The 20,559-nt window shown below is 63.9% G+C and carries 15 protein-coding genes and 2 pseudogenes; 12 read left to right on the forward strand and 5 right to left on the reverse strand.

What is annotated here, in order from left to right; all coding sequences use genetic code 11:
- Positions 1 to 95: 95 nt before the first annotated feature.
- Genes ACWV14_RS37735 through ACWV14_RS37745 form a run of 3 tightly spaced genes read left to right on the forward strand, consistent with a single transcriptional unit; the run spans position 96 to position 5,101 of the window.
- Positions 96 to 1,670, forward strand: coding sequence for an NADH-quinone oxidoreductase subunit L (locus ACWV14_RS37735; RefSeq protein ID WP_004637167.1), 1,575 nt, complete (start codon positions 96 to 98; stop codon positions 1,668 to 1,670).
- A gap of 24 nt (positions 1,671 to 1,694) precedes the next feature.
- Positions 1,695 to 4,247: a YbcC family protein gene (locus tag ACWV14_RS37740; RefSeq protein ID WP_004637165.1), complete on the forward strand. Its 2,553-nt coding sequence runs from the start codon at positions 1,695 to 1,697 to the stop codon at positions 4,245 to 4,247.
- Entirely contained in the window at positions 4,247 to 5,101 is an 855-nt protein-coding gene (locus ACWV14_RS37745) for a DUF6671 family protein (RefSeq protein WP_004637164.1), read from the forward strand. Before ACWV14_RS37740 ends, ACWV14_RS37745 begins: the two co-directional genes overlap by 1 nt.
- 127 nt (positions 5,102 to 5,228) lie before the next feature.
- Here ACWV14_RS37745 and ACWV14_RS37750 read toward each other — a convergent pair.
- A pseudogene (locus ACWV14_RS37750) lies at positions 5,229 to 5,813 on the reverse strand (SIS domain-containing protein); the annotation flags it as partial.
- A gap of 212 nt (positions 5,814 to 6,025) precedes the next feature.
- Between ACWV14_RS37750 and ACWV14_RS37755 the strand changes: the two are divergent.
- From ACWV14_RS37755 to ACWV14_RS37795, 9 genes and pseudogenes are all read left to right on the forward strand, one after another.
- The gene (locus tag ACWV14_RS37755) at positions 6,026 to 6,316 is read left to right on the forward strand and encodes a DUF4158 domain-containing protein (RefSeq protein ID WP_232357567.1); all 291 of its coding nucleotides are present in this window, start codon (positions 6,026 to 6,028) and stop codon (positions 6,314 to 6,316) included.
- A pseudogene (locus ACWV14_RS37760) lies at positions 6,310 to 6,867 on the forward strand (Tn3 family transposase); the annotation flags it as partial. The gene ACWV14_RS37755 and the pseudogene ACWV14_RS37760, both read left to right, overlap by 7 nt.
- A gap of 607 nt (positions 6,868 to 7,474) precedes the next feature.
- Positions 7,475 to 8,542, forward strand: a complete 1,068-nt coding sequence (locus ACWV14_RS37765; RefSeq protein ID WP_454909721.1) for a DNA-binding protein — start codon at positions 7,475 to 7,477, stop codon at positions 8,540 to 8,542.
- A 9-nt stretch (positions 8,543 to 8,551) separates the two neighbouring features.
- Positions 8,552 to 9,340 (forward strand): hypothetical protein, encoded by a 789-nt coding sequence (locus ACWV14_RS37770; RefSeq protein WP_454909722.1) that lies wholly within the window; start codon positions 8,552 to 8,554, stop codon positions 9,338 to 9,340.
- 9 nt (positions 9,341 to 9,349) lie between these two features.
- Positions 9,350 to 10,207, forward strand: coding sequence for a Fic family protein (locus tag ACWV14_RS37775; protein WP_454909723.1), 858 nt, complete (start codon positions 9,350 to 9,352; stop codon positions 10,205 to 10,207).
- Positions 10,204 to 10,632 carry a hypothetical protein gene (locus ACWV14_RS37780; protein WP_454909724.1) on the forward strand — a complete coding sequence of 143 codons (429 nt, stop codon included), beginning with the start codon at positions 10,204 to 10,206 and terminating at the stop codon, positions 10,630 to 10,632. The genes ACWV14_RS37775 and ACWV14_RS37780 overlap by 4 nt, the downstream gene beginning before the upstream one ends.
- A gap of 265 nt (positions 10,633 to 10,897) precedes the next feature.
- Positions 10,898 to 13,846 carry a Tn3 family transposase gene (locus tag ACWV14_RS37785; RefSeq protein WP_454908371.1) on the forward strand — a complete coding sequence of 983 codons (2,949 nt, stop codon included), beginning with the start codon at positions 10,898 to 10,900 and terminating at the stop codon, positions 13,844 to 13,846.
- A gap of 301 nt (positions 13,847 to 14,147) precedes the next feature.
- Entirely contained in the window at positions 14,148 to 14,471 is a 324-nt protein-coding gene (locus tag ACWV14_RS37790; RefSeq protein WP_454908370.1) for a hypothetical protein, read from the forward strand.
- 20 nt (positions 14,472 to 14,491) lie between these two features.
- Positions 14,492 to 14,773, forward strand: coding sequence for a hypothetical protein (locus ACWV14_RS37795; RefSeq protein WP_454908369.1), 282 nt, complete (start codon positions 14,492 to 14,494; stop codon positions 14,771 to 14,773).
- Here ACWV14_RS37795 and ACWV14_RS37800 read toward each other — a convergent pair.
- From ACWV14_RS37800 to ACWV14_RS37815, 4 genes are all read right to left on the reverse strand, one after another.
- Positions 14,768 to 16,477, reverse strand: a complete 1,710-nt coding sequence (locus ACWV14_RS37800; protein WP_454908368.1) for a phage integrase family protein — start codon at positions 16,475 to 16,477, stop codon at positions 14,768 to 14,770. The two genes, ACWV14_RS37795 and ACWV14_RS37800, sit on opposite strands and share 6 nt — an antisense overlap.
- A gap of 185 nt (positions 16,478 to 16,662) precedes the next feature.
- Positions 16,663 to 16,917, reverse strand: coding sequence for a DUF2933 domain-containing protein (locus tag ACWV14_RS37805; RefSeq protein ID WP_455342659.1), 255 nt, complete (start codon positions 16,915 to 16,917; stop codon positions 16,663 to 16,665).
- A 117-nt stretch (positions 16,918 to 17,034) separates the two neighbouring features.
- Complete coding sequence (locus ACWV14_RS37810) at positions 17,035 to 17,391, reverse strand: cell envelope biogenesis protein TolA (RefSeq protein ID WP_454908367.1); 357 nt, start codon at positions 17,389 to 17,391, stop codon at positions 17,035 to 17,037.
- Positions 17,392 to 18,149: 758 nt separating this feature from the next.
- On the reverse strand, positions 18,150 to 20,408 hold the full coding sequence (locus ACWV14_RS37815) for a copper-transporting P-type ATPase (protein WP_454908366.1): 2,259 nt from the start codon (positions 20,406 to 20,408) through the stop codon (positions 18,150 to 18,152).
- Between the last annotated feature and the right edge of the window lie 151 nt (positions 20,409 to 20,559).

Genomic DNA, 20,559 nt, shown 5'->3' on the forward strand with positions numbered 1-20,559 from the left:
CTATTTTTAGTATTTTTTTGTTCTTTTCAATGTATTTTACAGAACAATAACCCCGCAGCATCATCGCCCCCAGTCTTGTTTCTGGAGGTTGAGTGATGCCATTTGTTCACGTTTTGTCCCACGCCAGCGCATGGGCACCGGGCATGCTCATGCTGGCCGCCATGGCGCTGGCACTGTGCCACAAGGGCTCGGTTGCCACGTTGTGGCGCTGGATGCTGATCCTGTCTGGTGCCGCCTTGGCAGGTTCTGTATTGGCGGCGATTGCGGCCATGGCTGGCATCGGCCGGCTGGACCACGCTGGCTGGCTCAAGGCATCGCCGATGGGCTTGTGCATGGGGGTTCTGGTGCAACTGCTGGGCACCGTCATCGCAGCGTTTTCTGCGAGGTACCTGGAGGGAGAGCCCGGCCAGCCGCGCTACATGGCAGCACTGGCGGGTGTGCTGGCTGCTGTGCACGTGCTGCTGCTGGCAGACCACTGGATCGTCCTGGCCATCGCCTGGGCTCTGGTGGGCATTGCGCTGCAACACCTGCTGTGCTTCTACCCCGACCGGGCTTTTGCCAGCCTGGCCGCCCACAAAAAACAGATGGCCGACAGGGTGGCCGACGTATTGCTGGTCGGTGCGGCGGCACTGGCCTGGCTGGAAGTCGGCAGCGGTTCTTTGTCGGCGTTGTGGGCGTACATCGCACGCGACGGCATGTCCCCGTTGCTGCACGCCAGCGCGGTGTTGCTGACCCTGGCCGTGATTTTGCGGACGGCCTTGTTGCCCGTGCATGGCTGGCTGATCCAGGTCATGGAGGCGCCCACGCCGGTGTCTGCACTGCTGCACGCAGGCGTGGTCAACCTGGGCGGGTTCGTGCTGATACGGTTCGCCCCCTTGCTGGAAAACGCCGCCGCTGCCCGCGTCGTGCTGGTCGTTTTTGGCCTCGGTACAGCCGTGCTCGCTGGCATGGTCATGCTGACGCGCATCAGCATCAAGGTCAGGCTGGCCTGGTCCACGGTGGCGCAGATGGGGTTCATGCTGCTCGAATGCGGGTTGGGCCTGTACACGCTGGCTGCGCTGCACCTCGTGGGGCACTCGCTGTACAAGGCCCATGTGTTTCTGTCGGCATCCAACGCGGTTCGGCAAGCGCGGCTGCAGGCCATGCACAGCGCAACCCCGCCCACAGCCATCAGCCTGGCGCTGGCACCCGTCGCCGCCACGGCCACCGTGCTGCTGGTGCTGAACGTGGCGGCGGAGGTGCCCTGGCCCGCCTGGTGGTCCGCCGTGCTGGGACTGGCCTGGGCACCGCTGCTCTGGTCGCCTCAGGGCCAGGCCAGCGCCAAGACTGCGGCCTGGCACAGCCTGGCCGGGCTGGTGATGGTGGCGGGCCTCACCGCAGCGGCAGTTGCCATCCACCATGTGCCACTGGGCTTGCGCGATGCTCCGGCGCACGTGCTGGGGTGGCTGGCACTGATCGGACTTTTAGGCCTTTACCTCTTTCTGGCACTGCTGCAGAGGCAGCCCCACATGCTGCGGACCTGGCGCAGGTGGAGCTATGCAGGGTTCTACATCGACGAGGCGTACACCCGGCTGGCCCTGTACATCTGGCCCACCGCCTGGACACCCCCTGCCCCGCGTGACGCGGTCCCCCATGTAGCAGGCCCCACGTTGCACAGAGCCGCCCCCTGAACCGCACTGCACCCGGAGAACCCCATGATGGAATCACTGACCGACTGCCCCACCGAGGAGCTCGCGGCGCCAGCGCCCACGCACGCTGCGCAGCACCCGGCCTCGCACAACGACATCGACACCGCCTGCGCACAAGCGTGCCAAGCCATTGCACCGGCCTGGCCCCTGGACCGTGCCATTGCAGTCAACCCGCACTGGGCGCGCATCGGCATGCCGGTGCGCCGGGTGGCAGCGCGCATGGCAGCGCTGGGCGGCATTCAGGTCTTTCCCGGGCGCGACCGGCAACTGCAAGCGTGGACGGAAGGACGCATCAGCGCCCAGGACCTTGATCAGGCGATCCGCCAGATGCCTCAGGCGCAAGCCTGCGGGTTGACTGCCGAAGACTGCGTACAGGCCTTACACAACACCCAGCCCGTAGAGCAATTGCCCCTGCTGATCGATGTGCTGGACAACGACCCCCACCGCCAAACCCGCTTGTCCTGGCGCCAGGCAATCACCCACCAGGTGAGCCAGACCTGCGCCGCCTATTTCGACCAGACACAGGCGGACTGGCAGCCCCAGCGGTCCGAGGGCCTGTATGCGTTCTGGCGCGAGACTCTGCAGCACGACCACTCCATCGGCCTGCTGATGGGCTTGCCACACCTCGCCGAGGCCTTGGAGGCTCTGCCCGCCACCCGGGAAGACGCCGAACGCTGGGTACTGCACAGGCTGCGCCTTCCCAAGGCGGTGTGGCCAGACTATCTGGAGTCGGTGCTGCTGACGGTGAATGGCTGGGCTTCGTGGTGCGCCTATCTAGGCTGGCAGGCCCACCTGAACCAGACCTCCGACCCGCACCTGCGGGAGTTGCTGGCGATCCGGCTGGCATGGGGTGCGGTTCTACTGCATTGCAAGGACGATGCCGCAGGCACCCATGCCTTCCAGGCGCTGCAACAGGCCTGGGGCCAGGCCCCCGCCTTGTTGCAACGGGCAGAGCAGGCTCTGCTGGTCGACGAAGTGTGGCAAGTAGCTCTGGAAGTCGGCTACCAGCGCCAACTGGCTCAGCGGCTGCTCGGTGCCGGCAGTGCCCCGCCCAACCAGCACGAGATCGAGGTGCAAGCCGCTTTTTGTATTGATGTGCGCAGCGAGCCACTGCGGAGGTCCCTGGAGGCCATTTGGCCCGCCGTACAGACCATCGGGTTCGCGGGATTTTTTGGCCTGCCCCTCGCCTACACACCGCTGGGCACCAGCGCTCGCACGCCCCACCTGCCGGGCCTGTTGGCACCCGCAGTAGAAGCCACTGACTGCATCGTGCCATCCACTGCGGGCGCGTTGAAGACCGATGCGACGCTACAAGAAGCAGCGATCCACGCACGCTCCAGGCGCTTTGCGCTGGCCGACCAATGGCTGTCCGCCAGCCGCTGGCCGGGTGCGGCGTTCTCGTTCGTTGAAGCGGCGGGCGTGGGCTATGCGGGCAAGCTGGGCCAATGGCTGCGGCCCTCCCGGCAAGCCAGGGCCAACGATGCACTGGAAGGCCTGCCTGCGCGCTATCGCCCCCTGTGCCGGCCCCAGCTCACGGGGCTGGACATCGGCGCCAAGGTGTCGCTGGCAGCGCGGGTGCTGCGCTCCATGGGGCTGGACGGTTATCTGGCGCCCCTGGTACTGCTGGTAGGGCATGGCAGCCAGTCGGCCAACAACGCCCATGCGGCAGCGCTGGACTGCGGCGCATGCTGCGGCCAGACCGGCGAAGTCAGTGCCCGCAGCCTGGCACAACTGCTGAACGAACCTGCCGTGCGTACGGGCCTGGCGGAACAAGGCATCGCCATTCCGGAGTCCACAACCTTCGTGGCGGCCCTGCACAACACCACAACCGATGAGATCGAGGGCTTTGACCTGGACCTGCTGCCCCCAGCCGCTCGCCAACGGTGGGACAGCCTGCAGCCGGTGCTACACCATGCCAGTGACCAGGTCCGCAGAGAACGAGCACCGCACCTGCACATCGACCCACGGACACCGCACGACGATTTGCTGAAGCAATTGCGAAGGCGCGCCAACGATGGCGCCCAGACGCGCCCGGAATGGGGCCTGGCGGGCAACGCAGCCTTCGTCATCGCACCCCGGCACAGGACGCTGGGCGCTGCGCTACAAGGACGCAGCTTTCTGCACGACTATGACGCCCAAAGAGACCCCGACGGCAGCCTGCTGGAAGCGCTCATGACCGCGCCCATGCTGGTCACCCACTGGATCAACTGGCAGTACCACGCATCCACCTGCGCCCCCACACGCCTGGGGAGTGGCAACAAGGTGCTGCACAACGTGGTGGGCGGACACATCGGCGTCTTTGAAGGCAACGGCGGTGATCTGCGCATCGGCCTGTCGCAGCAGTCGGTGCACGACGGCAAGCGCTGGTTGCACGAACCACTGAGGCTGACCGTGGTGATTGATGCGCCCCGCCCATCCATCGACGCAGTGATCCATCAACATGCCGTCGTCAAGCAACTGGTGGACCACGGGTGGCTGCACCTCTGGCGGTGGGAAGGCACCGACCTGATGCGCTATGACCAGGGTCTCTGGGAGCCGCTGCACACGGAGAACTGGTGATGCACCCCAGTGCACGCCCCTATGCAGACCGCCGCATCGCCTTGCTGACCCAGCATGGCAAGGAGCGGGTCATCGCGCCCGCGCTGGAGCCGGGTCTGGGTTGCACGATTGAACATGTCAGCGGGTTCGATACCGACCTGCTGGGCACCTTCACCCGCGAAACGGCACGTGCGGGCTCGCAACTGGATGCAGCACGGCGCAAAGCCCGCAAGGGCATGGAGCTCTCCGGCCTCGATGCCGGCCTGGCCAGCGAGGGCAGCTTTGGTCCCGATCCGTTCACAGGAATGGTGCCCTGGAACGTGGAGCTGATCGCCTGGCTGGACGACCGCATGGGCATCGAAGTCGTCGGCATGGCACAAGGGCCTGCGCGCAGCGGGCACCTGCTGAGCGATAACTGGAGTGCCGTGGAGGCATTTGCGCAGCGCGAGGGCTTCCCGCAGCAACAGCTGGTGATGCGCCCGGAGAGCCAGGACGACACCCGCATGCACAAAGGCATCGCGGACTGGGACCGGCTGCGGCACTGCTTCGACGCCTGCCAAGCCCAGGCCCGCAACCGCCAGGTCTTTGTGGAGACGGACCTGAGGGCCTTTGCCAACCCCACCCGCATGCGCCTCATCGAGCAAGCTGCGCAGGACTTGCTGCAGCGACTGCAGTCGAACTGCCCAGCCTGCAACGCCCCGGGTTACTGGGTCACCGAACGCATACCGGGGCTTACCTGCTCTGCCTGCGGACGGCCTACCGCATCCTGCCGCGCTGAGGTGTGGTCGTGCCCACGCTGCGAATACCAGTCCAGAATGAGCAAAGCCACGCGGGCATTGGCAGATCCTCGCCACTGCGCGTATTGCAATCCCTGACTTGCAATCACAGCGGTCCCGCGTTCAGCACAGTGGTTTGAACACTGACCGGCGAGGCGTCACAAAGCAAACAACAACTGGCCAATCGATCAGTCAGTTGTTGGTAAAAAACGGGGTGTTCGACAGCTCACTCCACAGTAACGCTCTTGGCCAAGTTGCGGGGCTTGTCCACATCCGTCCCCCGCGCACAGGCCGTGTGGTACGCAAGCAGCTGCAGCGGCACGACATGCAGCAGTGGGCTCAATGCGCCGTAGTGCTCGGGCATGCGAATCACGTGGATGCCCTCACTGCTTTCGATGCGGGTGTCGCCATCGGCCAGCACGTACAGCACACCCGCACGGGCGCGGACTTCCTGCATGTTGCTCTTGAGCTTCTCCAGGAGGGCGTCGTTGGGCGCCACCGTCACCACCGGCATGGCGCTGGTCACCAGGGCCAGGGGGCCGTGCTTGAGTTCACCGGCCGGGTAGGCTTCAGCGTGGATGTAGCTGATTTCCTTGAGCTTGAGCGCGCCCTCCAGCGCGATGGGGTAATGCAGCCCTCGGCCCAGAAAGAGCGCGTTTTCCATGCGCGCAAAGTCTTCAGCCCAGCTGATGAGCTGGGGTTCGAGCGCCAGCACGGCCTGCAGGGCCACGGGCAGGTGGCGCATGGCCTTGAGGTGTGCAGCCTCCTGCTCTTCACTCAGGCGGCCCTTGCTTTGCGCCAGGGCCAGCGTCGGGGTCCCCTCGTTTTCAGTGCAATAACTGGCGGTACGCAAACCCAGCACTGGCGCGGGGGTGGTGTTGGTAGATCGTTGATTCTGTTGGCTTTCCTGTTCACTTCTCAAACGGGTATCGTGGCCTCCCACTAATGGGGTTCACGATGCAGGACTGGCAAACGACGTTTTTGGGGATGCGTGAGCTGCCCCGCGATATCAGTGACTTCGAGATGAAGGCGTTTTTCACCTTCGATGGTGCAGAGCGCGAGGCAATCAATGCGCGCCGGGGTGACGCCCACAAGCTCGGTCTGGCGCTGCATATCGGGTTTTTGCGCATGAGTGGCCGCCTGCTGTATGCCTTTCGGGTGGTTCCCGTCGCCCTGTGGCGCCACTTGAGCGAGGAACTTGGCATTGCCACCCCTGATGTGGCTTCGCTGCGCACGCTGTACGGGCGGGAGAAGACACTGTTCGATCACCAGCAAGTAGCGTGCACGGCCCTTGGTTTTCGGTGGATGCCCTGATCGAAAAGCATTGGGACAGCCCGGTGCATCTGGCGGCTTCGGTCATGAGTGGTCACGCCAGTGCGGTGGCAGCACTGGCGCGGTTTGGCTCTGCTGCCCAGGGTGACCCCATCTATGACGCTGGCGTGCAATTGGGACGTTTGCTGCGAACCGCGTTCCTTGCCGACTACTTTGTTAAGGACGCTTTCAGGAATGAATTGCGCCGGGTGCTCAACCGGGGGGAGGCGGTCAACGCCCTCAAGCGCGCCATTTACACCGGCCGGATCAGCCCGGCACAGGCCAAACGTGTGGACGAAATGCAGGCTGTGGCCGACGCGTTGAGTCTGCTGGCCAACATCGTCATGGCGTGGAACACGTCACAAATGCAGGCTGTTCTGGATCGCTGGTCGAACCGCCGCCAGGCCATTCCGCCGGAACTGATCGGAAAAATTGCTCCCACCAGGCTGGAAAGCATCAACCTGCGAGGCGTGTTCCGCTTTCCTGTTGACCGTTATGCCGACCAAATCCTGCCCTCGCGGCAGGGAGCACCGATAACTGGCACCAACGGATGAAACCGATCACGGTTTGACGCCACGAATCGCAGATTTGAAAGTGAACAGGAAAGTCAATGAAATCAACGATCTACCAACACCACCTCCGCGCCAGTGCTAGCTTTTCGTACCGTCACTTATTGCACTGAAAACGAGGGGACCCCCAGTAGCGCATCGCGGCCCGGTAGGACGCCAGCGTATTTTCAGACTGGCCCTGGCGCACCAACTCCCGGGCCGACTCCTCGGCCAGTTGGGACAGGTGCTGCGGATCTAGCAACTCCAGCGACGGCACGCGCACCGGCAACAACGGCGCCAGGGCATTCTCCAGTGGGGCGGGGGGTGGTAAGATAGGTTCCATTTGGATTAAATATTACGATACACGATATCGTGTCTTACAATACTAAATAGATAAGCGGTCATAAACTTGCTTATCGAACCTTATTTTTAACTGATTGGAAACACAGTGTCCAGAGAAGAATCGGCGCGTCCGAGCGTTCAAAGCGGCCCTAAAACCGATCCTCATGACGCGGCCGCAGCCGTTGAGGTGGCCAGCCCGCCGGCATTGCCAGATCCCGGCCGCGCGAGCCCGTTCCCGCGCGTGTCTCCGGCACGCCCGGGCCGCCCGGGTGTGCAACTGGAGTCCGTACTGCGTGCCTGCGACGAAATGATCCTCAAAGGCCTGCGGCCGACGATCGAACGAGTTCGCCAGGAGCTCGGTGGCGGCTCTCCCAACACAGTGGCGCCAATGCTGGAGGAATGGTTCAGGCGGCTGCCTATGCGCCTGGCGGGCACGTCTAGCCTGGAGGTGCGCGTCGCCCCCCCTGAAGGCGGTACGGCGGCTCCGGCGGCCTTGGAGTTCCCTTTCGAGGTCTCCCAGGCCGCCAAGCACTTGTGGGACGCGGCCATGAAGAACGCCGAACAGACCCAGGCACGCGAAACCCAGGCCGTGCGCCGGCAGCTGGAATTGCAGGCCCAGGCGCTGTCCACGGGCGAAGGCGAGCTGCAGCGGCGCGAAGTCGCCTTCGAGGAGGCACGCAAGAGCCTCGACGCCGCCCTCGCCTCTTCGCAGGCCGCGCGCGAGGCGCTGGAGCGCCAGCTGGCGGACCAGGCCGCCGATGCCGCGGCCTATCGCAAGAGCGCCGACCAGGAAATCGCCCGACTCGGGCGCCAGCTCATCGATGCTCACAGCGCCAAGGATGCGCTGCGCGCCGAGCACGCTGCGGCACTGGCCCGGCGCGACCTGGCCGCCCAGGAAGCCGAGGACCGACACGTCGCCGGCGAGCGCCGGCTGCTGCAGGAGGTCGACCGCGCCCGCGAGGAAGCCAAACAGGCGGCGCTCGCCAACGTCAAGGAGCGGACGGCGCGCACGCAGCTCGAGCATCAACTCGCCGAGGTGCGTGACAAGCTCAACGAGGAACTGCGTACTGTGCGCGCCGCGGCCGCACAGGTCAAAGTCGATGCGGACCTGCGCATCGCCGAAAAAGTCGGCATCCTTACGCAGTTGCGCGCGGAGCTCGAAGGGACGCGAAGTCGACTTCAGGAAGCGCAGGCCCTTCATGCGCGGGAAATGGTCGCGCACGAAGCCACCCGAGAGCTGCTGAAGCAGGCCATGGCCGCGCCTTCCGATCGCGCCGAGGCGCTACCAGCTCCTCCACCCGGCCGCACCCGCGGCCCGCGCAAGCGCGACACAGACTGAGGGGCGCGCATGCAATCGAAGCCCCGAAAACTCGCCGCCAACTACGGAATCACGCGCGAGGCAACCGCCTACGCGGTGACGCTGACGCGCAAGACGAAGCGCACCAGGAAGGCATTCGGCTTCGACGAGCACGGCGGCATCAGAGCTGCGCTCAGAGCCGCCCGTGCCTGGCGAGACAATTTCATCGCTGCCAATCCAATGCAGTATCGGCGGGACATATCCCAGCGGCCTCGTCGCGATAGCAAAGGGGTGCCGGGTGTCTTCTGCCAACGGGACAGCACAGGCAAGCCAAAGCTGTGGAGAGCGCACACGCAGATCTATCCAGGCAAGATCCTCCAGAAATCTTTCAGCGTCGGGCGCTATGGGCGCCATGCGCGCAAGATGGCGATCGCCGAGCGTGCAAGGCAACTCGAACAGGTGGAACTGCGGATCCTGACTGGGATCCTAAGGGGCGACGCCGCCGAAAAACTGCATCGGCACAGAGGTTCGCCAGAACCTATTCGGCTGGAGATCGACTCCGATCTGCCCAGCCCGGCGCTGGTGCCTCCGGAGGTGGCGCACAAGCGCAACAAAACCGGGTGCAGCGGTGTGACTTGCGTCGTCTCGAAAACGGATGGACAGCCTTTGGCGTGGGTCGCTCGAACCCGAGCGAAGGGGAGCTATTTGCGAACCGTCTTTCGAATCGATCAGCACGGGGAGGTAGAGGCAAAACGTCTCGCAATCGCTGAGCGCGAACGACAGCTGCAGTTCGCCTTGTCCGTTGCGAAGACATCCCGCACGAAACTGCAGTCCCGATAAACTGACTCCATGACCATCAGCTACGTTCCCTCGCGTCTTGAAAACGTCGAAGTCTTTCGTGAAAACGAGCTGGCGGAGCTTCGTCTGTGCGCCCAGCGCAACCCGCTCTCGATGCTCCTGAGCAATCCGCGCTGGAAGGAAGAGTCGGCGATCGACTTCGCATACACCTCCGCGCAGATCGAGGGCAACACCTACTCGCGCGCCGAGACCATCACGCTGCTCAAGATGGGCAGGACCGCTGGTGGCAAGAGCTTCGTGGAGGCGCAGATGCTCGTGAACCTGCGCGACGCTTACGCGATGATCCTGGCCAACGCGCATGAGATCGTCGACGCCGGCCTTGACGGCCTGCGCCGGGTGCACGCCACACTCATGCGCGGGATACTGCCCGACGATCAGCTCGGCGCGACGCGCAGCACCACGCGCGTGCGAATCGCTGGCTCTGAGTACGTGCCGCCCGATGGCGTGCGCTACCTTGAGAAGCAGGCCGGCGCGCTCTTCACGTCACTCGGCCGCGCCGGCGAACCATTCGACGCCTCGGTGTACGCCGCCTGCAATCTCTCCTACCTCCAATTGTTCGAGGACGGCAACAAGCGCAGCTCGCGAGTGTTCCAGAACGCGATCCTCATCGCTTCCGGCCTGCCGCCGATCCAGTTTCCCATCTCGATGATCGAGGCCTACATCGACGCGCAGTTGGTTTACTACGAGACTGGCGACTACCTCATGCATCGCGGCTTCGTGCTCGAGGCGTACCGTAACGCGTACCCTGCGTCGACTCTTGAGGAGACCCTCAAGGCGACACGCGCCGACCGCCCCGCTTCGATCGAGTCGCAGTCGCCATCGAGCGACGACGCAGCGCCAAAGCCATGACTGCCGACAACGCCGCCGGCCTGGCCGCCTCGGAACGTCTTCTGCTAGAGACGCTGGACTACCTGGTGCGCTTGCCCGTCAACCCGCTGACGGCACAGCTGGCTCTCAAAATCCGCGCGCACCTCGCGGATCCGGCACAGGCGAGTGAATTCAAGAACGCCGCTCTGGCCACCAAGGCGGCCGAACGGAATCGCGACCTTCGCAGCGGAGTGGCGTGGTACACACCCGCGGGGTTGCCTGCGCTCGAGGTCGTGGTTCACACGGGATGTTCTGCCGCAACGGTTTCGTCCCCGGCTGCTCGAACCTATGGCGGCGCATCCGCGGGGAAGCAGTTCTCGAAGAAGCTGATCGACGCGTTGATCATCGGCCAGGAAGTAGAGCTTGGGCCACATGCGTCGAGGTTGACGCTACCCGTCGGCCGGTGACGCAAGCGAGTTAGTGGACTGACCCAACAACTAATCCCCTGCCCCGTCCTCGGACCGATGCCTCCGGCAGTCCTGGATCAACCTTGCGCGTCCGGCGCGGAACTCTCCATACTGGGGTGATCTCGGTTCCGGTGCAAATCGCAGCGGTTTGAATAAAGGGTAAACCCTTGTATTCGCAAGAGTAACTCAGCCCGGGTTTCACGGACCTCCGTCTCTGCCATGATTGGCGCCGCCTGCGCCATTCGGCGTCGACGAGAGGAACACGGTGTCGAGTTTCCACTTGAGGTTCGTGGGTGCGGTCGAGTTGCCCAAGTCGCTTTCGGAGATGGATGTTGATGAATCCTTTCGCCTGAGTGAGAAGGACATCGCCGACGTTCGAGAGAAGTTCAAGAGCGCGCGACTGGGTGCAGCACTGCAACTGGTGTTCATTCGGGCCACGGGTCGCTCTCTCGACAAGGTCACGGGCATTCCCCGAGCGCTGCTGAAATCCCTTTGCATATCGCTGGCGTTGAACGACACGGCGATCGCAACGCTCAAGACGCTGTACAAGCGGTCGGCCACGCGATTCGCTCATCAAAAATGGGCCCGAGAAGCCAGTGGCCTCTCCCCGGCCGACGACTCGACTCTCAAACAACTTGCCGACGCGCTGACTGAACTCGCGGCGACGGCCTCATCTGTCGACGAACTCGTCAAGGAGGCTGAGCACTGGCTCTTCGACCGCAGACACCTCCTGCCAGGGGATCGTGCGATTCGGGACATCGCCCGCCAGGCCTTTGCGGCCACTGAAGCCGCCGCGCTCGCCTCGGTGCGCAGCGAGATCTCTGCACCGATGTTGAGGCGGGCCATTACCCGGGTGTTTTCGAAGCGCCGTGGCCGAACGGGTGGCACCATTCTCGAATGGCTGAGGGTGCCGCCGGGTAAACATGGTCCCAGCGGCCTGAGTGAGGTCACTGAGAAGGTCTCCTACCTCAAATCCCTCGGCGTTCACGACTGGGCGCTGTCCGGCATCTCGAACGCGCGCCTGAGGGCTTACAGCCATAGCGTCGTCAGCCGGCCCCCGTTCGACACCGAGCGGCTGAGCGAGGACAGGAAGGCGGTGGAGATTGCTTGTTTCCTGCGCGTGACCCTGCTCGAGCTGACGGACGCCACCGTGTACATGGCCGGTCGCCGCGTCTGCGATTTTGTGCGCCATGCCTCCAGCCGGGTCCAGTCCACGCAGGCACGTGGCGCCATCGAACTGCGCCAGGAGCGCGAAAAGATTCGCAACTTGCTGTATGCCGAGGACCAGACGGCCCAGCAGAAGATCGAAGCCTTGAAAGCGTTGATCCCGCCCGAGTGCGGTTCTCCCCTCACGAGCCGCGCAGCGCTTGTCAGGCAGGCACTCACGCAGGACAACCAGAAGATCACAGCCCTGCTGAATTCGTTGGCACACTTCGAGGTCAAGGGCGATGAATCGCAGCGTCCCCTCAAGCAGATCCAGGCGCTGCGCGACCTCCAGGCGCGTGGCATCAGAGAGTTGCCTAAGGATTTCGATGTCACGATCACGGACCCGGTGTGGCATGAGTTGCTGAATGCTCCCGATCGCAAGAAGGCTCTTGCCGCGCTTCGCGCGTCCACCCTCACGTCGGTGCGCAAGGGTCTGCGCGGTGGTCGTCTGTGGATCGATCACAGCTGGAGCCACCGCAACAGGCAGGATCAGTTGATCTCGCCGCAGGACTGGAAGAAGAAGCGGCAGAGCTTGATCAGTGCCCTGAGCCTCACAGCCGACCCGAAGCAATTTCTGGATCGCCTTCATGGCACCCTGAAGGAATGCCTCCAGGCGCTGTCCACCGCGTGCGCCGCCGGAAAGGTCGAGATCGACGCCCAAGGGCATGTGCGACTGCCTGCCATCCAGCCGATGGACGTCGACGCCCAAGCCAGCCGGAGCCGGGATGCCATCTTTGCGATCATCGGCGATGCCCAGTTCGGCGACATGATCGTTGAACTCGATGCGCATGTCGGTTTCAGTGAACTGCTTTTGGGCAGTCGTGCGAAAACGCCCCGCGAACTCAGTGCCTTGTACGGTGCGCTCCTGGCGCACGGCACTGAGAACGATGCGAGAGGTGTCGCCGCGATGGTTCCCGGCCTGGAGGTTTCTCACATCTCGGCCGCCATGCGGTCCCTGGAAGGGCATGGCCGCCTTCGGCGTGCGAATGAGCGTCTCGTCGCATTCCAGCGCCAGCACCCTATCGCAAGCCTTTGGGGCAAGGGCGACAAGGCGTCGGCCGACATGATGTCGCTGGACGCGTCCAGGCACTTGTACAACGCGCGGCTGGACCCGCGCCGGCGCACGCCCGCGGTTGGGGTCTATTCGCACGTCATGGGATCGTACGGCCTGTTCTATGACCAGCCGATCGTCCTGAACGAGCGCCAGGCACCGGTCGCGGTTCACGGGGTGGAGTCCCACAACAACACATTGGGTGCCGACGGTCTCCGGTTGTCTCTGCTCGCGGTGGACACGCACGGCTACACGAACGTCGCGATGGCCGTCGCGAAGCTGCTGGGCTTCGACCTGTGCGTTCGCCTGCAGAATCTCGCCGAGCGCAAGCTCTATCTGCCGCGCTCGTTCGAGCGACCCGAGAATCTGGAGCAGCTTGCCATTGGCGACGTCTCCGAGCGGGCGATCACCAAAGGCTGGGATGATCTTTTGAGGTTGATCGCCTCGATCCGCGGCGGCCATCTCTCGGCCAAGGAAGCGCTGGAAAAACTCGGCAGCGCCGCCAAGGGTGATCCTTTGCACCGGGCCGCAGATGAGCTGGGAAAGCTGTTGCGCACGATTTTTCTGTGCGACTACTTCACCAACACCGAATTCCGCCGCGAGATCCACACGCTGCTGAACCGGGGTGAGTCGGTGCACCAACTTCAGCGTGCCATCTACCATGGCCGGATTCTTCCCGAGCGCGGTCGCCGGCGCGACGAGATGCGGGCCATCTCGGGTTCTCACGCCTTGCTGACGAACGTGGTCGTCGCATGGAACACCATGAGGATGCAAGGTGTTGTCGATCGCTGGCGCAAGGAACAGCACCCCATCGAAGATGCCTGGCTGCGCCGCATGGGGCCGGTGCACTTCGGGCACATCAACTTTCGCGGAACCATCGCGTTCAGGATCGAGCAGTTCGAGGACGCCTTGCTGCACAAGACCGCCCCAAAGCGGCGTGCTGCCGGGGCCATGTGATGCACCGCAGCGCTGCGGTTTGCACATGAATCAGAAAGTGCCTCGACACCAGGCCTTTCACAAGTGCTTGATTCATATGGGAATTCAATGCCAAACCGCTGTGATTTGCACGCGACTCAGAAAACGCCCAGCGTAGCTCGGGGTGATCGTCCTTTCCGTGCAGATTGGTGTGCTTGGTTCGATGTTCCTGATGCCCGAGCGATCCGAGGGCGGCGGAATTGAGGTTGGGGACTGGACTGCCGTGGCTCAGCAAGACACAAAGCATCTAAGCTATTGATTTAAAAAGAAATCTGAACGGCACATGAAATTCTCTGACATCGTTGTCGGCGGCAAATACAGCAATGCAACGTCGAAAAGCGCCGGAGTCCGAATCGTTGACTCGATCTTCGAGCGGGTCAACGGCGAACGCGCATTAGCCTGGACGAGCGCCGTTCCTCGGCGTTTGCGCGCCGGCCACGACCGCGGCGTCTCGACCGTGGCTACCTTTGCGCGCTGGGCGCAGGCAAGTCAGGCGATGACGACCGAGGAAACAACGGCCTACGAGCAGCGGGCTACCCAGTGGGCCCAGATCCAGCAGCAATACGGCACCGCGGTTCGAGCGCTGATCACCCGGCAGGATCAATAAGCAACAGATGCAAATTGGACTTGCCGGCCATCGCTGTCGCATTGGATGATCTCGGCCCTGTTTCGACTCACCAAGGAGAATTCCTCTTCACCATTCAAAAGCCGTTACCACCGCCCGCCGGATACGCCAGTTGGCTCGACTACGCGGTCGAATCCTTCAGCACCCGCCAAGCCTGGCTCGAAAGCCTCTGGCAAACCTGGGCCGACGACACCGCCGTCGAACTGGACCGCGACGACATCCGCGAGTCCGCGCGCTTGGAACTGCGCGCCCTGCGCAAGGCAGCCGCCGCGGCCGGCTCATGAGTTCGGGCCGCGTGCTGCGAACGCGGTATCCATCTGCCGCGCCCGCTTAACCTCGTCGCCGTGCAGGTAGATCGAGGTCGTCGTGATAGAGGCGTGGCGCAGGTTGTCGCGCACCGTCGTGAGTTCCGCGCCGCGCGCCAGCGCATGCGTGGCATGGGTGTGGCGCATCCAGTGGGGACTGGCACGGCGCAGTTTGTCCGCAAGCGCCGGGCTGTCCGCCTCGACGGCCTCGGCCACCTTCAGAAAGAAGCGCCGCATGATGCTCCACAGCCGCGTGGCCGTGATGCCGGCAACACTCTCCAACTCCAGGCTGCCGAGCAGCGGCGTCTTCGGATTCCATCGGGCCGGCGTGATCGGCAGTTGACGCTGCATCAGGTACCGGTCCAGCGCAGACCGGGCCAGCGGCGGCAGCGCCACCTTGCCGGCCTTGCCGCCTTTGCCCACCAGGCGCAGCCAGTGATCGCCATGAATGTCCGCCTCGATCTGGCCGAGCGTTGCGCCGACCAACTCACCAATGCGCAGCCCGGTCGCGTAGGCAAAATCCAGCACGAACCGCAGCCGCTGCGCCGCCGGTGCTTCCCAGCCATGCACCCATTCCAGGCCCTCGGCCACCGCCTGCAGGATCGCCCATTCCCCTTCGCCAAAGACCCGCGTCACCGCCAGCGGCTCTGACCTCGAGGCACCCCGGACTTTGATGCCGGCGAAGGGATTGGCCAGCGCATAGCGCTGCTGGATCAGCCAGCGGAACAAGGCTCCGGCCACCGACAGCGCGTAGGCCACGGAGCGGGCTGACAGGGCACCGGTGAATGGCCGCCACTCGGGCGAGGAACGCGGCGCGGCCGGTCCGACCCAACGCCCGCGTGGTGCGGGGTGACGCAGAAACGCCCGGTACGCCACGGCATCTTCTGTCGTCAGCGACGACAGCGCCTTGCCGCGCTCCAGGATGGCCCAGAGGATCAACCGCTCGGCCTCCTTGCGGTAGGCCCGCTGGGTGGCCGCCGACTCGTGCAGCGACAGCCAAGCCTGCACCGCCTCGTAGTCGTTGCGCGCGCCCAGGATGCAGGTCTCCAGCGGCGCCCGGAAGGCACCGCGCGAGCCGTCGACCTCGTGGGGCACGTACAGCCGCTCCCAGGGCACCACGTCCTGCGGCATGCCGACCGGCACCAGCGCACGGGCGGCGGCGGTCAGAGACGGATGCGCCGCAAAAAAAGCTTCCACCTGCCTGGCGCCGGTGGCGCCCAAGCCGGGAATGTCCGCCCACCAGCGCCGCCGGCGCGGCACGCGCACCGTCAGATCGGCCAGCGTGCGCAGGCCGTGGGCCTGGATGGGCTTGGCGATGCGCGCGGGCAGCCAGCGCTCGACGGCGTCCGTCACCAGCGGCCGCGGCACGGCGAGCCCGCGCAACAGGTCGATCGCCGCCATGACGGCACAGACCCGCTTCGGCCGCTCGGAGGACGGGTGCAGGATCAGTTGCGCCAGATCGTCGCGGCGGCACCGGCGGGCGCGGTCCGCCAACTGGCGCCGGATGTCGCCCAGGACGGCGCGGGATGACCTGCCTGCGCCAGTGCTGTGCGGCAGGAACTGAGCGACAGCCTCGGTGGTGCCCATGCCGGCGTACCAGGCGCGCAGGGCCGCGAGCGCCGCGGCACCGGGGAAGTCCTGCGACGCCTCTTCCAGGATCCGGGTGCTCAGGGTACTTTTCATCTTCGGAGTTTAGCCAGATGAGATGGCTATTGCGATAAGAAGAGTTATCACAATAGTTCATCCGTAGAACAGCAATCTGTCACGAGGGTGCTGATCCCACCTTACTCCGGCAAGGGCTTCGCTTGGCTCCGGCGTTGGCGCAGCCGCGCAGCCGAACGTGCGTGAATGCGTGGTCGAGATTCGCGTTAGGTCTTGTCTGGCTTGGTCTCGCCCACCACGGAATTCACTTTGCCCTCTTCAACCTTGGCGCTCTCATCTTTCGTGGCGCCGTTCATGCCCTTCATCATGAAAATCATCGCGATCGGGCAGGCGAGGAACAGCAAGAAGGGTGCACTGGCCAGAATGAACGCGTGGGATGAGGGCAATGCGAAGTACACAGCGGTCAGGGCAATTCCTAGCCCGATACCAATCTTGATGATCGTTTTCAAATTGCAGTTCATAATCAAATTCCTTGAAATAGGGGCGCGGCAGGATGGGACACTTGACGTTCGACGGGTCGTTCACGTCGACCGGACTGGCAAGGCGCCGGTCCGGTACGACGATGAAGGAACTTGTCGTCACCGCGATTCTTTGGGGGTGCCGCCTTGCGTCGAATCCCGGTGGGGACGCGCCTCACGCGCCGCTTTCCGGCTCTCGCCAACCATCTCGGACTTGCTCGTCCCCATCACGCCCGAGCCTTGTCCAACGGCGGTGCCGCCATCCTTGATCTGTTTGACGCCTGTCGGCTTCGCATTCTTCCTGGCCTCGGCCAAGATTTGCGATTTGGTGTTGGTCGGCGGAGCCGCTTCCTGCGTCTGGCTCTGCGCGTAGGCGCCGGACAGCAGCAGTGTTGTGGTCCCAATCGCGAGCAGAATCTTCTTCATCTCAGGCTCCTTGAAAGTTAAGAGAAATGACGCCTCGGTGATCGGCTTCAAGGTCGACCGTCTCGCTTGCGTCACGGTTCAAACTTTAGAAGCTGGGGTACAACAACCGCCTGACCGCCGCATGACGATTTCGTCACCTGCAGGCAGCCGCGAACAGTGCAACACGGAGCGCGTGCACCGCGGCATGCGCGGCAGTTGGTCGGCAAGGCTAAGCGGCCTCGTCGTCGTGACTGGTCCCCCGTCCAGTGGGGCACAACCCGATAAAAAGCCGCTGCGAAGACTATGCAGATCTTGGATGTGGTCGCGTGTCGACGGCGCCCGCTTTGTGCGGGGTGTGCGGTGTCACTTCAAGATCCCCTTGGGGACCGGCCTCGGTGTCTGAGCCATGTTGATTTGGAACAACGCCGCGACGCTTCTGGACGAGGGGCCTGCGGGTTGCAACCGCCATGGCAATCGGCGTCACGTCTCACGCATTGAAAGACTGCCGACCGCGGCCGATGTACAAGTAACCTTGCTCAACTGCAGCCTCACTTTCCAAGTCGGATTTTGCCAACTGCTCCAGAGCGCACATCAGGAACTCGGCGACCTCCCATCGCCGCTCGGCCACCGCCTGCTTATATAGCCGTAGCACCTCCTGCCCCAGGCCCTGGGAAACGTCAGATCTGTGCGCCATCGCAATGCCTCCAAACGACCCTGTTGTCGATACCTTCAGCCAACACCTTACCGCTGTGGCAAGGTCAAGAGGGGGACCGGTTGACCTTCGCCGTGGGGCGAATGTTTATTCTCCGGCGATCCTTTACGACCAACAACTAATCGACCAGTTTGCTCGCGCGTAGACGCAGCGAATTGGCAATCACACTCACCGACGACAGCGCCATCGCGGCGGCCGCCACCACCGGCGACAGGAGGATGCCGAAGAACGGGTACAGCATGCCAGCTGCTATCGGAATCCCAACGACGTTGTAGAAGAAGGCGAAAAAGAGGTTGGTTCGGATGTTCTTCATCGTGGCCTGCGAAAGGCGACGCGCACGCGCAATCCCCATGAGATCACCCTGCAGCAGCGTCACCCCTGAACTCTCCATGGCAACGTCGGTGCCGGTTCCCATGGCAATGCCAACGTCTGCTGCAGCCAGCGCCGGGGCGTCATTGACGCCATCGCCTGCCATGGCCACCACCCGGCCCTCGGCCTTCAGCCGTTGCACCACTGATGTCTTGTCTTGCGGCAGAACGTCTGCAATGACTTCGTCTATGCCGAGCTGGCGACCTACAACCTCCGCGGTGGTCTTGCCGTCGCCGGTGAGCATGACCACGCGGATGTTCTCGCGGCGCAGCACGGCGATGGCTTCCGGTGTGCTGGGCTTGATGGGGTCGGCAATGCCGACGAAACCAGCCAGGCGGGCGTCGATGCTCACGAAGATGACCGTCGCAGCTTGCGCCCGCACAGCGTCTGCCGCTGCAGCCATGCCACTGACGTCGACATCGTTCTCAGCCAGAAATTTCGCGCTTCCGCAGATCACCCGCGCGCCCTCGACCATGCCGATCACGCCCTTGCCGACGGGTGAGTCAAAGTCCAGAACGGGCGACAGGGGCAACTGGCGCTCCAGTGCGTCGGCGACGATGGCGGCGGCCAGTGGATGTTCGCTCGCCCGCTCGACGCTGGCGAGCTTCTGAAGCACCGTGGCGACGTCAAAGCCAGGCGCCGATTCGACGCGCACCACCTTCGGCCGCCCCTGCGTCAACGTGCCTGTCTTGTCCACCACGAGCGTATCGACCTTCTCCATGCGCTCCAGCGCCTGTGCATCTCGGATGAGCACGCCGTGCTGCGCGCCCTTCCCAACGCCCACCATGATGGACATCGGTGTGGCCAGGCCAAGAGCGCAGGGACAGGCGATGATGAGGACGGCGACGGAAGAGACAAGTGCGTACGCGACGGCCGGGCTGGGTCCCCAGACAAGCCAGGCGCCGAAGGCCAGAAGCGCGACGGCAATCACAACCGGCACGAACCAGCCCGCCACCCGGTCGGCCATCCGCTGAATCGGGGCGCGGCTGCGTTGAGCGGACGCAACCATCTGGACGATCTGGGCAAGTAGGGTATCAGCGCCCACCTTTTCGGCTTGCATGACGAAGCCACCCGTCTGGTTGAGAGTGCCGGCAGTGACCTTGGAACCGGGCGTCTTGACGACCGGAATCGGTTCACCGGTGACCATCGACTCGTCGACCGTCGCCTTGCCTTCCACGATCTCGCCGTCTACCGGTATTTTTTCCCCCGGGCGCACCCGTAGCCGCTCGCCCACGAGCACAGCGTCGAGTTCCACCGTCTCGTCGGACCCGTCGCTTCTCACGCGCACGGCCGTCTTCGGTGCGAGGTCGAGCAAGGCGCGTATCGCACCGGACGTCCTTTCGCGCGCCCGCAATTCCAGCACCTGCCCCAAAAGCACCAGGACGGTGATGACCGCAGCCGCCTCGAAGTAGATCGGAACCGCCCCGTCCCCCGTGCGCAGGTCCAACGGGAACAACCGTGGTGCCATCGCGCCGATCATGCTGTACACCCAGGCAACACCAACGCCCAGCGCAATGAGGCTGAACATGTTGAGGTTGCGGTTCGTCACAGAGGCCCACCCCCGAACGAAGAACGGCCAGCCGGCCCACAGCACCACCGGTGTGCCGAACAACAGTTGAAGCCAGTTCGATGTTTGCTGACTCATCAAGCTCTGCAGATTGGCGAGGTGGCCGCCCATCTCGAGCGCGACCACAGGCACGGTGAGCGCCAACCCACCCCAGAACCGACGGTTCATGTCCCTCAGTTCCGGGTTCTCCCCTGTTTCCACCGTAGCGACAACCGGCTCCAGAGCCATCCCGCAAATCGGACAGTTTCCGGGCCCCATCTGCCGCACCTGCGGGTGCATGGGACAGGTGTATTCGACACCTGCAACTGCGGCCCGCTTGCTCAAAGCGTCGCGCTGACCGGCATGCTCACCCGCGGCAAGCTGAGTATTCGCACCAACGGGATGCCGATGAGAACGTTTGTCGGCCTCCGTTGCGCCTGGACTGTGAGGGTGCAGTTGCATGATGGGCTCCTATTCCAGAACAGTCTCCACCTTCCCACCGTGTAAAGGTCAAGGGATTTCGCGGGTTGGAATGAGACGGCACCGACCTCATGATGAGGCGGTACGTGTGCGCATGGGCCGGCGAGACGCTCAATCTCGATCACCGCAGGCG

Source organism: Variovorax durovernensis, from assembly GCF_977011995.1.